Origin of the sequence: Phaeobacter sp. B1627 (genome assembly GCF_006265095.1) — a bacterium.
In the GTDB taxonomy this organism is placed as follows: domain Bacteria; phylum Pseudomonadota; class Alphaproteobacteria; order Rhodobacterales; family Rhodobacteraceae; genus Epibacterium.
In genome coordinates, this window is record NZ_VCNK01000001.1 from 127,774 (window position 1) to 140,330 (window position 12,557).

General features: G+C 66.4%; 10 protein-coding genes. 4 read left to right on the forward strand and 6 right to left on the reverse strand.

The features are described 5' to 3' along the window. Window positions 1–89: 89 nt before the first annotated feature. Entirely contained in the window at window positions 90–2,624 is a 2,535-nt protein-coding gene (locus FGE21_RS00530) for a heavy metal translocating P-type ATPase (RefSeq protein WP_139660750.1), read from the forward strand. Window positions 2,625–2,694: 70 nt separating this feature from the next. On the opposite strand, the gene FGE21_RS00535 is transcribed toward FGE21_RS00530, so the two are convergent. After that, window positions 2,695–3,720: a ribose-phosphate pyrophosphokinase gene (locus FGE21_RS00535; protein ID WP_139660752.1), complete on the reverse strand. Its 1,026-nt coding sequence runs from the start codon at window positions 3,718–3,720 to the stop codon at window positions 2,695–2,697. A gap of 104 nt (window positions 3,721–3,824) precedes the next feature. On the opposite strand from FGE21_RS00535, the gene FGE21_RS00540 reads away from it, so the two are divergent. Then, a complete protein-coding gene (locus FGE21_RS00540; RefSeq protein ID WP_139660754.1) occupies window positions 3,825–4,448 on the forward strand; it encodes a 2-hydroxychromene-2-carboxylate isomerase in 624 nt (207 codons plus the stop codon). Beyond that, window positions 4,445–5,326, forward strand: coding sequence for an alpha/beta fold hydrolase (locus FGE21_RS00545; RefSeq protein ID WP_139660755.1), 882 nt, complete (start codon window positions 4,445–4,447; stop codon window positions 5,324–5,326). The genes FGE21_RS00540 and FGE21_RS00545 overlap by 4 nt, the downstream gene beginning before the upstream one ends. A 47-nt stretch (window positions 5,327–5,373) precedes the next feature. Here FGE21_RS00545 and FGE21_RS00550 read toward each other — a convergent pair whose 3' ends face one another. The 5 genes from FGE21_RS00550 to FGE21_RS00570 form a co-directional block, all read right to left on the reverse strand. Beyond that, window positions 5,374–5,844, reverse strand: coding sequence for a YcgN family cysteine cluster protein (locus tag FGE21_RS00550; RefSeq protein WP_139660757.1), 471 nt, complete (start codon window positions 5,842–5,844; stop codon window positions 5,374–5,376). 44 nt (window positions 5,845–5,888) lie between these two features. After that, window positions 5,889–6,821 (reverse strand): bifunctional riboflavin kinase/FAD synthetase, encoded by a 933-nt coding sequence (locus FGE21_RS00555; protein WP_139660759.1) that lies wholly within the window; start codon window positions 6,819–6,821, stop codon window positions 5,889–5,891. Window positions 6,822–7,471: 650 nt separating this feature from the next. Continuing rightward, window positions 7,472–7,915: a MaoC family dehydratase gene (locus tag FGE21_RS00560; RefSeq protein WP_139660760.1), complete on the reverse strand. Its 444-nt coding sequence runs from the start codon at window positions 7,913–7,915 to the stop codon at window positions 7,472–7,474. 254 nt (window positions 7,916–8,169) lie between these two features. Then, window positions 8,170–9,045: a TIGR01459 family HAD-type hydrolase gene (locus FGE21_RS00565; protein WP_139660762.1), complete on the reverse strand. Its 876-nt coding sequence runs from the start codon at window positions 9,043–9,045 to the stop codon at window positions 8,170–8,172. Window positions 9,046–9,114: 69 nt separating this feature from the next. Next, entirely contained in the window at window positions 9,115–11,175 is a 2,061-nt protein-coding gene (locus tag FGE21_RS00570; protein ID WP_139660764.1) for a DEAD/DEAH box helicase, read from the reverse strand. 440 nt (window positions 11,176–11,615) lie between these two features. Between FGE21_RS00570 and FGE21_RS00575 the strand changes: the two genes are divergently transcribed. After that, complete coding sequence (locus tag FGE21_RS00575; RefSeq protein WP_139660765.1) at window positions 11,616–12,446, forward strand: M48 family metallopeptidase; 831 nt, start codon at window positions 11,616–11,618, stop codon at window positions 12,444–12,446. The last annotated feature ends 111 nt before the right edge of the window (window positions 12,447–12,557 follow it).

Below are 12,557 nucleotides of genomic sequence, written 5' to 3' on the forward strand. Positions count from 1 at the left end.
CTATATGGCTGGTGCATACCCGAGTTCCGACCCGATACCGACTGACCCGACACCGACAAACCCGATACCGACTGACCCGAGGCCCCGCCATGTCTACTCCTGTCACTGCCACCCTTTCTCTCGACGGCATGAGCTGCGCCAGTTGCGTCGGCCGGGTGGAGCATGCGCTGGCGGCGCTGCCCGGTATCCGTCAGGTGGCGGTGAACCTCGCCACCGAAACCGCCCGGGTCGAGGTCGATGGCGCGGTGCAGCTCGCCGAGGTGGACGCGGCCCTGCACCGCCTCGGCAAACCGGCTCGCCACCAGAGCGTCACCCTCACGATCGAGGGTATGAGCTGCGCCAGCTGCGTCGGCCGGGTGGAGCAGGCGCTGACGGCGGTGCCGGGGGTTCTGTCCGCCCAGGTCAATCTCGCCAATGAAACCGCGCTGCTTGAGCTGCTGCAGGGTGTCGTGACGCCCACCGAGGCCGCCGCCGCCAGTACCCGGGCCGGCTATCGCGCGCGTCCCACCACCGCCACCGGCGCCCAGGATCGCACGGAGCGTACGGCGCGCAAGCTCCGCGAGGCGCAGGACCTGCGCCGCCAGCTCTTTCTCGCGGCCGCGCTGACCCTGCCTGTGTTCCTGCTGGAAATGGGCGGCCATATGGTGCCGGCCCTGCACCACTGGATCGCGGCCACCCTCGGCACGCAGACCTCCTGGCTCCTGCAGGCGGTGCTGACCACGGCTGTGCTGCTGGGGCCGGGGCGTCTGTTCTTTGCGCGCGGCCTGCCTGGCTTGTTCAAAGGCGCGCCTGACATGAACAGCCTCGTTGCGGTCGGGGCAGGGGCCGCCTGGGCCTATTCGCTGGTCGCGACCGTCCTGCCGGCAGCGCTGCCCGGCGATCTGCGCGCCGTCTACTTCGAGGCCGCCGCGATGATCGTGACCCTGATCCTGATGGGCCGCTGGCTGGAGGCCCGCGCCCGGGGGCGTACGGGCGCGGCGATCGAGGCTCTGATCGGTCTCAAGTCCCGCAGGGCGCGGCGGCTGGGCCCCGACGGGCAGCCCGAGGATGTGGAGAGCGACGCATTGGCGCCCGGCGACCGTATCCTGATCCGCCCCGGCGAGCGGATCCCCACCGATGGCGAGATCACCGAAGGAAGCAGCCACGTGGACGAGAGCATGCTCTCCGGCGAGCCCCTGCCGGTCGAGAAATCCGCAGGCGGCACCGTGACCGGCGGCACCGTCAATGGCGCAGGCAGCCTGACCGTGGCTGTCACCCGCACCGGAGCCGACACCACGCTGGCGCAGATCATCCGCATGGTCGAAGAGGCGCAGGGGGCCAAACTCCCGATCCAGAGCCTGGTGGACCGGGTGACCCTGCGCTTTGTGCCGGTGGTCATGGGGCTGGCGGTGCTGACCGTTGCGGTATGGCTCGCGGTCGGACCGGAGCCTGCGCTGACCCATGCGCTGGTGGCGGGGGTGTCGGTCCTGATCATCGCCTGCCCCTGCGCCATGGGGCTGGCGGTTCCCACCTCGATCATGGTGGGAACCGGCCGGGCTGCGGAACTCGGGGTGCTGTTTCGCAAGGGCGATGCGCTGCAATCGCTGACCGAGGTCGATGTCATCGCCTTTGACAAGACCGGGACCCTGACCGAGGGCAAGCCAAAGCTGGTGGCGCTGCAGCCCACCACCGGCTTTGACCGCGACGAGGTTCTGACAGTGGTTGCCAGCGTCGAGAGCCGCTCCGAACATCCCATCGCCCGCGCGCTGGTCGCCGCAGCGCAGGCGGAGGGGCTGTCGCTGCTGACGTGCCATGGATTTCAGAGCCTCACCGCCCGCGGGGTTCTGGCCTCGGTCGAGGGGCGCGAGATCCGGGTCGGCAGCGCGCGGCTGATGGCCGAAGCCGGTATCGGCCTGGAGGCTCTGGCCGCCGATGCGCTGAGCCGCGCCAGCCGGGGAGAAAGCGTCCTCTATGTGGCCATCGACGGACATCTGGCGGCCTTGCTGGCGGTGGCCGACCCGGTCAAACCGACCAGCGCGGCGGCGCTCAGCGCGCTGCGGGCCATGGGCCGGGACGTTGCCATGATCACCGGCGACGCGCCCGCCACCGCCGAGGCCATCGCGCGCGATCTGGGGATCACCCATGTGGTGGCAGGGGTCGCCCCCGACGGCAAGGTCGCGGCGTTGGAGGATCTGCGCACGCGCGGGCGCAGGCTGGCCTTTGTCGGCGACGGTATCAACGATGCGCCCGCATTGGCGCGGGCAGACGTGGGCATCGCCATCGGCACCGGCACGGATGTGGCAATCGAGGCCGGCGACGTGGTGCTGATGTCCGGCGATCTGGGCGGGGTGGTCACCGCGCTGGAGGTCTCGCGCCGGACATTGCGCAATATCCATCAGAATCTCGGCTGGGCCTTCGTCTATAATGCGGCCCTGATCCCGCTGGCGGCGGGGGCGCTCTATCCGGCCTTTGGCATTTTGCTGTCGCCCGTCTTTGCCGCCGCCGCCATGGCGCTCTCTTCGGTTTCGGTGCTGGCAAATGCGCTGCGTCTGCGGCGCATGACAGCCGCGGCCCCAGAGCGAGCGGCCGGCCCGCGCGAGCCGCAGGCCGGCGTGCGCAACGCAGGCGGGCACAGGACCACATGAAAAAGGCCCCGCCAGTCCGGCAGGGCCTTGTACGTCATTCAGCCGCGACCGGCTGGCCGCGCGATCCGCTTCAGAGGCTGCCGGAGGCGTAGAGCGATTCGTAGATCGGGCCGAGGGTCTTGTCCTCGAACAGCGATGACACCGAGGTGCCGTGCCAGATGTTCAGGATCGCTTGGGTGAACAGCGGCGCGGTGGGCACGATGCGGATGTTGGGTGCGTTCAGAACCGCTTCGGTCGGCTGGATGGTATCGGTGAGGACCAGCGACTTCATCACCGAATTGGTGACCCGCTCGACCGCAGGGCCGGACATGACGCCATGGCTGATGTAGGCGTGAACTTCCCGGGCTCCGTTGTCGAGCAGGATCTGAGCCGCCTTGCAGAGCGTGCCGGCGGTATCGCACATATCGTCCACGATGAGGCAGATCTTGTCGGTGACATCGCCGATCACGGTCATCTCGGCGATCTCGCCGGGCTTCTCGCGCCGTTTGTCCACGATCGACAGCGGAGCGGCGATGCGCTTGGCCAATTCGCGGGCGCGGGCCACGCCCCCCACATCGGGCGAGACCACCATCAGGTCGTCCATCTGGCCCTTGAACTGCGATTTCACATCCAGTGCAAAGATCGGCGAGGCGTAGAGGTTGTCGACGGGAATGTCGAAAAACCCCTGAATCTGGGCAGCGTGCAGATCCATGGTCAGAACCCGCTCAATGCCCGCGCCGGTCAGCATATTCGCCACCAGCTTGGCCGAGATCGGCGTCCGCGCCTTGGTGCGGCGGTCCTGACGGGCATAGCCGAAATACGGGATCACGGCGGTGATGCGCGAGGCCGACGAACGCCGCAGCGCATCGGCGATGATCAACAGCTCCATCAGGTTGTCGTTGGCCGGATTGGAGGTCGGCTGGATGATGAACATATCCTCGCCGCGGACATTCTCATAGACTTCGACAAAGATTTCGCCGTCGTTGAACCGTTCGACCCTTGCGCTGACGAGGTCCTGATCGACCCCGCGGTGCAAACTCATGCGGCGAGAGATTGTTTTGGCAAGCGGAAGATTGGCGTTCCCAGAGATTAACTTGGGTTCGTTCAAGGTCGGCATTGGCTGTTTTTCCCCAGGCAGCAATGTGACAGATTCGTGATATTGAACCCCGCTTAACATGCGCATAGGGTCAGGCCTAGTTCTAAGCGAGAGGATTTCGTCCCATGGCCAGCCAGACCCCCGCGATCGACTATTATTTCTCGACCCTGTCCCCCTTCACATATCTTGCCGGTCAGCGGCTGGAGGAGATCGCCGCCAAACACGGCGCCGAGGTGACCTACAAGCCGCTCGACATCATGTCGCTGTTCGCCCGCACCGGTGGCACACCGCCCAAGGACCGCCATCCCTCCCGCCAGGCCTACCGTCTGGTGGAGATGGAACGCCAGGCGGCCCGCACCGGTCTGCCGCTGAACCTGAAGCCTGCCCATTGGCCCACCAACGCGGCGCCGTCCTCCTACGCCATCATCGCGGCGCAAAAGGCTGGCGGCGGCGATCTGGGCGCGCTTGTGCATGCGACGCTCCGGGCGGTCTGGGCGGAGGACCGTGAAATCGCAGAGGACAGCGTGGTGCGGTCACTGCTGGAAGGCGCCGGTTTCGACCCCGGTCTGGCGGATAGCGGTCTGCTGACCGGCGCGGAGATCTATGCGCAAAACCTCGAGGAGGCAGTCAAGGCGGGCGTCTTCGGTGCGCCGTTCTATATCACCCAGGACGGGGCGACATTCTGGGGGCAGGACCGGCTGGACGATCTCGACTGGCATCTCTCGGGGCGTCCCGGGGCTGCCGGTTGAGCCTCGACCGCCCGGTGCTGGCGCAGGAAGTATATCACCGTAGCTTCGGCCACGGGCCGCAGGCGGTTTTCGCGGTGCATTGCTCGCTGGCGCATACCGGCGCCTGGCGCGGATTGGCCGCCGCCCTGGGCGCGGACCGGGTGACCCTGCAGGGGTTCGATCTGCTGTCTCACGGCAAAAGCCCCGACTGGGACGGGCAGGGGATCCTGCAGATGCGCAATGCCGAGGCCGGGTTGGTCCTGCTGGAGGCACAGGTGGCCGCCGCCAAGGGCCGCGCGGTGGATCTGCTGGGGCATTCCTTTGGCGCGACGGTGGCGCTTGCGATGGCGCAGGCACGGCCCGATCTGGTGCGCTCGCTGACCCTGATCGAACCGGTCCTGTTTGCCGCTGCTGGGGGCCTGGACCCGGCCGCATTGGCACAGATGCGCGCCGATCACGAGAGGGTGCGCGCGCCCTATGCGGCAGGCGATGTGGAACAGGCCACCCGGCTTTTCAACCGGGCCTGGGGGACGGGGCATCCGAAATGGCCCGATCTGCCCGAGAGCGCCCGGGCCGCGATGATGCGGTCCTTTCCGGCGGTGATGGACTGTGACGGTCAGGTCTACGACGACGAAGCGGGCCTGCTCGCCCCCGGCCGACTGGAGGCGCTGACAATGCCGGTCCTGCTGCTGCAGGGGGCAGAGACACAGCCGATCATGGCATCGGTTACCCGGGCGCTCGCCGCCCGCATGCCGACGGCCCGGGTGGCTGTCATCGACGGCGCGGGCCATATGGTGCCGGTCACCCATGCCGCTGAGACGGCGACGCTTCTCACTGACTTTTGGGCGAAAACCGGTCGGGCACGGGCGCGCGAACACAGCCGGGACCAGGTGGGCTGAGGCGCCTGAATCGACCGGCATCGACCGGCTCCGACGCGGGCTGCGCCTCAGCCCGGCTCGTCGATGATGTAGTCTTCCCACTCTTCCAGCGGGACGTCGAACTCCGAGACCGTGATCCCGCGCACCGAAATGCCTTCGCGGTGCACGCTGTCCGGATCTCCTGTCAGCAACGGGTGCCATTGCGGCAGAGGCTTGCCCTCCCACAGACGGCGATAGGCGCAGGTCTGCGGCATCCAATAGGCGTGGGTGTCGAGGTTGTCGGGGCGCAGAACGATACATTCAGGGATGAAGCTGTGGCGCGTCTCGTAATGGGCACACTGACAGCTGTTGTCATCCAGCAACCGACAGGCCACACGGGTCAGGGCCACCTCGCCGGTGTCCTCATCCTCCAGCTTGTTGAGGCAGCATTTGCCACATCCATCACACAGCGCCTCCCACTCGCGGGGGGACAGCTGGCGCAGCGGTTTCTTCTCCCAGAACCGAGGGGCAAGGTCGGTTCGGTCAATCTGGTTGGTCATGTGGTGCTCCCTCGCTGCTGCCTCGGTGGTCGCTCGCTGGTCGATCAGAGCGCGGCCAGGATTGCCCGGGCCTGCGCGCAGTCGGCGTTCATCTGCGCCAGGAAGGGCTCCAGCCCGTCAAAGGTCCACTCCGGACGAAGATACTCGACCAGCCCGACAGAGAGCCTCGCCCCATAGAGGTTGCCTTTGAAATCAAAGAGAAACGTCTCGATGTTGGGGTGCTCGCCGTCAAACATCGGTCGCACCCCGACCGAGGCGGCCCCGTGATAGCTGCCCCTGTGCGGCCCATCAAGCACATCGACCAGCACCGCATAAACGCCAAAGGCCGGCGGATGCAGCCCGTCGATGGATTGATTGGCAGTGGGAAATCCCAGCTCGCGACCGCGCTGCTCGCCGCCGATCACTTCCCCCTCGATCCGGTGCCAATGGCCCAGCATGGCGGCGGCATCGCGCGGACGGCCCTCGCTCAGTGCAGTGCGGATCGCGGTCGAGGATACGGTGTGTTCGGAATATTCCATCAAGGGGGCGATGGTGACGTCAAATCCCATTTCGGCCCCGAACCGCTGCAGGTCTTGCGCCGTGCCCTTGCGCCCTTTGCCGAAACAGAAATCCGCACCCACTACCACATGCGCCAGTCCCAAGCCCTCGGCAATCACCTTGCGGGCAAAATCCTCGGGCGAGAGCGACGACAAGGCCTGATTGAAATTCAGCTGATAGAGCTTCTCGACACCGATCTTCTCCAGCCGATGCGCGCGCGCCTCCGCCGACATCAGGCGGAACGGCGGCGCATCAGGGGCAAAGAAGGCGCGCGGATGCGGCTCGAACGTCATCACGCCAAGCGGCGCATCCGGGGCGGCCTTGCGGGCCAGCTCAATCACAGAACGATGGCCCCGGTGCACGCCATCGAAATTGCCGATCGCGACGGTTGCCCCGCGATCCTGCTGTTCCACGTAATGATAATCCCGGATGATGCGCATGGCGCTTCCCTAGCTGCAGGGGCAGGGCGGCGCAAGGGGCATGGGCGGTGGGATCCGCGAAGGCGGCCCATAAACCGGGAGGGCAAGCGCTACGGACAAGGGTCAGCCACCGCAGCCGCTTTCATCTTTTCCCAAATACCTCCGCCGGAGGCGGCCTGCGCCGACGCAGGCCCGCGCGCGCGCATGATGTTGCGCAATCCCCGTGCGCCCGTTTAATCCGCCCTACAGATCGCGCTGCTAGGGTGGGGCGGATCGATCAAAGCCAGAGGGGACGCATAGGGTGCTGTGGGCAGCTATGCGTCAGACGAACGGAGACCGGCCCCGATGAAAAGGGGGTCGTTCAGCAGATGTTGAACCGAGCAACCCTCGCGGGGGTTGTCCATCCTCCATGCACCAAGCGGTACCGCTTCCCTTCTATTGGGCCCGCGTTTTGGGAGTGAGTTTTGGGCCTGAGTTTCGGGACTGAGTTTCGGGCCGGACGGACGCAGACAGCGACCCGAAGCAACTGAAATGCCAGACGCCGCCGTCCAGATCCGCGCCCCGATCCGTGTTTGTCGTGGCCCGTTGTGGTGCCCTGGCGGTCAAGGATCAAGGACTGACGCAGCCTGTCGCCACCCGGCGTGCCACCCTCCCGCTGCAACCGCCGGGGGTCAGTCGAACTTGCGCGATGGGGCCATCACCATGGCTTCCCCCACCAGAACCTTCTTGCCCTCAACGAGACAGCGGCAATCCAGCCTGACCCGCCGTTTGTCGATCTCGATCCCGGTCACCTCGACCTCGGCCAGGACCATGTCGCCCGGGCGCACCGGGGCGAGGAACTTCAGGTTCTGACTCATGTAGATGGTGCCATGGCCGGGCAGCTGCTCACCGATGACCGCAGAGACCAGACCGGCGGTCAGCATCCCATGGGCGATGCGGCCGTGAAACATCGTCTCCTGGGCATAGTCCTCGTCGAGATGCACGGGGTTGCGGTCGGTCGAGACCTCGGAAAACAGCTCGATGTCGCGGTCCGTCACCTGTTTGCGCAGGTAGCGGGTCATGCCCATCTCAATGTCCTCGATACAGATCGTGCCGCGGGTAAAATTATCCAACATCCTCGTCCCTCGGGGATTGTGGCGGCAATAAAAAGACCACCGTGTTTTCGTTTCGGTAATTTTATTACCTCGCGAATGCAGAAAGTCAAGCGCTGGCGCGTTGAATTGCAACCGGGATCCTCAACGGGGCTCATGCTGGTCCTGTGCTTTGCCCGTGCCCCGCCGGTGATCCAATGGGCGCCCTGACGGGCGACAGCAAAAGACCCGCCTTCTCCTGCAGGAGAAAGCGGGTCCGAGGGGCGTCCGGGCGGATCTTAGCGCAGGAAGCCGATGGCGTAGGTGGGGGCAACCTGTTCCTGCGCCAGGTAGGTCTCCAGCGCATCCGGATCGGGGTGGCGGTCGGTTTGCGTGTCTTTCGCGGCCAGACCTCCGGTAATGAACAGCGTGTCCAGCCCTTCGCCCATACCGCCGGAAATATCCGTGTGGGGACCGTCGCCAATGGCCATGATGTCGCGATCGGCAAACTCATGCCCCAGTTCCGCCAGTCGCTTGCGGGCGAGATCATAGATCGGGGGATAGGGCTTGCCGAAATACAGGCTCTCGCCGCCCATTTCGGTGTAGAGCCGGGCCAGGGCGCCGGCGCACCATTCACGCACCTCGCCACGGTCCACCACAATGTCCGGGTTGGCGCAGAGCAGCTTCAGCCCCATCTGTTTGGCATAGAGGAAATCCGGCCGGTTCACGTCCGGGTCGGCCATCGGGTCGAAGGGGCCGCAGCAGACAATGCCCTCGGCCTCCTTGAGGGGGACGCGGGTGATCTCGACCGGGTCGTGGATCACGTTCATCGGCTCGAAAAAGCCTGCGTCGCGCTCCGGTTCGCCCATGAAACAGACCTTGTTCCCCACCGCGCCGGTGAACATTGCCGCGCGTGCGGAATCACCCGAGGTGGCGATGGTGTCATAGGCATCCTGTGGCACGCCGAACTGGGTCATCTGCTCGGCGACACCGGCGCGCGGTTTGGGCGAGTTCGTCACCAGAACCACCACGCCGCCGGATTTGCGATAGGCCTGTAGGGCTGCCACCGCCTCGGGGTAGGCGGTGATGCCGTTGTGCACACAGCCCCAGAGGTCCACAAACAGTGCCTTGTAGGGGGCGGATATCTCGGAAAGGGTCGAAACGATCTGGGTCATGGGGCTGCCTCATGGGGGACACGATTGGTGTCCCTCCTATGGCAGAGGCAGCCCGCTTTGACCAGATCTTCAGCCCTTGGCTTTGGGCGGCGTAAAGCGCTTGGAGGTATCCGAGGCGCTGCGGGCCTTGTTCTTCTTGCTGCTAGGCTTGCCCTTCGGCGGCGGCGGGCCTTTGGGTTTGTCCGAACGGGGTTTGTCTGAGCGTGGTTTGTCGGCCCAGGGTTTGTCGGAGCGTGGCTTGTCCGACCGGGGTTTATCCGACCGGGGCTTGTCAGAGCGGGGCTTGTCGAACGCAGGCTTGTCGCCGGCCGCGCGGGGCTTTGCGGGCCGCGCCTTCACGGTGCGTTCCGCCGCGTCGCCGCCACGTTCGGGGCGCGGGCCGCGGTTCGGTTTTGGCCCCCGGTTGAAGTCCCGGTCGCCGCCCCGATCACCTCGGTCACCGCGATCCCCGCGGTCGCCTCCCTTGTAGCCGCCTTTGCCACCGCCAAAGCCGCCCTTGGGGCCGCCCTTGCGGAAGGGCGGTTTCTGGCGTTCGGGCAGGTTCGGAGCCGTCGCCAGCCGTTCCAGCACGGAGCCGTCATCCAGCGCCATGTCACTGCCCAGAGTGGTCACGAAACCATCGACCTTGGTCTCGACGATCTCGGCATAGCTGACGTCATCCTGGATGCGGATGGCGCCGATTGCGGTCTTGTCGATGCCACCGGCCTTGCAGAGCATCGGCAACAGGCGGCGCGGGTCGGCACCGGCATTGTAGCCGCCGGCAATGGAGAACCAGACCGAGGGGCCGAAGGGGGCGCGGGGCTCCTTGGGTTTGCGGTCGGCCTCGGAGGGCTCTGTCAGCTCTTCCGGGGCGGAGCGGGCGGCGGACCACAGGCGCAGGTAGCCTGCGGCGAGCTGTTCGGCCGAGAAGCTCTCGACCAGTTTCGCCAGCGTGTCAACCTGGCTCTCGGGGCCGTCCTCGGTCCAGACCGGATCGGCCAGCATCCGCTCCATATCGCGGTCGCGCACGGCATCGGCCGAGGGGGCGTCCTGCCATTCGGCGTTCAGTTTCGCCTCGCGCAGCAGACGCTCTGCCTTGCGGCGCGACCGGGGCGTGACGATCAGCGCGCTGGCGCCCTTGCGCCCGGCACGACCGGTACGGCCCGAGCGGTGCAACAGGGTCTCGTGGCTCGACGGCAGGTCGGCATGGACCACCAGATCCAGGTTCGGCAGGTCGATGCCACGGGCCGCCACATCGGTGGCCACACAGATCCGGGCGCGCCCGTCGCGCATCGCCTGCAACGCGCCTGCGCGCTCGGCCTGGCTCAGCTCGCCCGAGAGCGCCACCACCTGAAAGCCACGGTTCGACAGCCGCGTCAGCAGCCGATTCACGGCGGCGCGGGTATTGGCAAAGACGATGGCATTGGGCGCTTCGTGATAGCGCAGCACGTTGATGATGGCGTTTTCCGCGTCATGCGGCGCAACCACATGTGCCAGATAGGAAATGTCGCTGTGCTGGGTGCCCGTCGAAATGGTCGAGATCCGCTGCGCATCGCGCTGGTAGGTTTTTGCCAGTGCGGCGATGGGTTTGGAGACCGTGGCCGAGAACAGCAGGGTCTGGCGTTCTTCGGGGGTCTCCTGCAGGATGAACTCCAGATCCTCGCGGAAACCGAGGTCCAGCATCTCGTCCGCCTCGTCCAGCACCACGGCCGCAACGCCGCTCAGATCGATGGAGCCGCGGGTGATGTGGTCGCGCAGGCGGCCGGGGGTGGCCACGACGATATGGGCGCCCCGGTCCAGCGCGCGGCGTTCATCGCGCATGTCCATGCCACCGACGCAGGAGGCCAGCACCGCGCCCGCCTCACCATAGAGCCAGCTCAGCTCGCGTTTGACCTGCAGCGCCAGCTCGCGCGTGGGGGCGATCACCAGGGCCAGCGGCGCGCCTGCGCGGTCGAACCGGTCGTCCTCGCCCAGCAGGGTCGGCGCAATGGCGAGGCCAAAGCCCACGGTCTTGCCCGATCCTGTCTGCGCGGACACCAGAAGATCCAGGCCCGCCAGCTCCGGGTCGGACACGGCCTCCTGCACGGGGGTGAGGGACGTGTATCCACGGCGCTCGAGCGCCTGTTGCAGGGAGGGTTTCAAAGTGGGCATTCCGATCATGGGCAGAAGGGCGAACGAGGCGCCGCTGTATGGGTGAAGGTCGCGCCTATACCGCAGGTCGATGGCTTTGTATAGCATAACCGGCGTAGAGCGCGCGCATGGCTGCCTTGCGTCAGGCGGCAGAACCGGGCCTCTGCGCAGACCGGCGACACCGCGTCAGGCGGTAAAGCCTTGCCGAACGCAGACCTGAACGCAGACCTGTGACATTGGCGCGGACATACGCGGCCTTGTCGCAGACCGCAAGCATGATAAGCTCCCCTGCAGGCTGCAGCCGGGCAACTGAGCCGCATCAGATGGCCATCAGACTGGCATCAAATGGGCATGAGGTTGGCATCAGAGGGGGGGACGGGCGGCCCCGTCCGTTTCTCGGCGTCAGGGACCGGCGGCAGACCAACAGGACACCAGGACAACACAACAACAGGCATGTTCAGATGACAGGTTTCAAAACACTCCGTGGTTTCATGCGCCTGCCAGGGGCTGCGGCGCTGGCGCTGGTCGCGGCCTGTGGCACCACCTATCAGCTGCCCGACAGTGGCGGCGCCTATACCGAGGATGCCAGGCGCATGTTTGCCGAGGCCCGTCGGCAACCGGCCCGCGCGCCGCTCTCGGCGGGAGCGGCGCAGGCGCGCTTCAACCGGGTGGAGCCGCATATCTCGGCGGGGGGGCGCCAATATTGCCAGCGGCTGACGGCGGATCGGGCCGGGTTCAACTGCAACGTCGATATCGCCATCGACCACGAGATGGCAGAGCGCAACGCCTATTTCACCTATGCCGGGGCGCAGCCCACGATCCGGATCTCGCTGCCGCTGATCCGCGACACGGCCAGCGATGACGAAGTCGCCTTTGTGCTGGCTCATGAATACGGTCACCTGATCGGCCGCCACATCGAAAAGCAACAGCAACAGGTGCTTGTGGGGGCGCTGCTGGTGGGCGCCATCGCCGGCGCTGCAACCGCGGCTGCGGGCGAGTATGATCGCAGCGCGGTCGAGGTCGGTCTGGGAATCGGTGCAGCGGCGGGCTCGGTCGCCTATTCGCAGGCCTATGAGCTGGAGAGCGACACGCTCGGCACCCGTATCACGGTCTCGGCGGGCTACGACCCGGTCGAAGGCGCCAAGTTCTTTGCCCGCCCGGAACCCACCCGGACGGCCACGGGGCGCTATTCCTTCTGGGGAACCCACCCGCCGGATGAAAAGCGCGTGGCCACCGTGCTGGCCACCAAGGCAGAAATCGACGCGCGGATCGACCTGCGCCGGGCGCAGTAGACGGGCACAGTAGACGGGCTCAGTAGACTGGCACAGTCGCAGGGCCGCTCAACTGGACCGCTCCACCGGGCCTGCAAACGCAAAACGCCCCCTCGCGAGAGGGGGCGCTGT

Coding starts and splice junctions, on each gene's coding strand:
- FGE21_RS00530 (WP_139660750.1), top strand. CDS start 90: ATGTCTACTCCTGTCACTGCCACCCTTTCTCTCGACGGCATGAGCTGC.
- FGE21_RS00535 (WP_139660752.1), bottom strand. CDS start 3,720: ATGCCGACCTTGAACGAACCCAAGTTAATCTCTGGGAACGCCAATCTT.
- FGE21_RS00540 (WP_139660754.1), top strand. CDS start 3,825: ATGGCCAGCCAGACCCCCGCGATCGACTATTATTTCTCGACCCTGTCC.
- FGE21_RS00550 (WP_139660757.1), bottom strand. CDS start 5,844: ATGACCAACCAGATTGACCGAACCGACCTTGCCCCTCGGTTCTGGGAG.
- FGE21_RS00555 (WP_139660759.1), bottom strand. CDS start 6,821: ATGCGCATCATCCGGGATTATCATTACGTGGAACAGCAGGATCGCGGG.
- FGE21_RS00560 (WP_139660760.1), bottom strand. CDS start 7,915: ATGTTGGATAATTTTACCCGCGGCACGATCTGTATCGAGGACATTGAG.
- FGE21_RS00565 (WP_139660762.1), bottom strand. CDS start 9,045: ATGACCCAGATCGTTTCGACCCTTTCCGAGATATCCGCCCCCTACAAG.
- FGE21_RS00570 (WP_139660764.1), bottom strand. CDS start 11,175: ATGCCCACTTTGAAACCCTCCCTGCAACAGGCGCTCGAGCGCCGTGGA.
- FGE21_RS00575 (WP_139660765.1), top strand. CDS start 11,616: ATGACAGGTTTCAAAACACTCCGTGGTTTCATGCGCCTGCCAGGGGCT.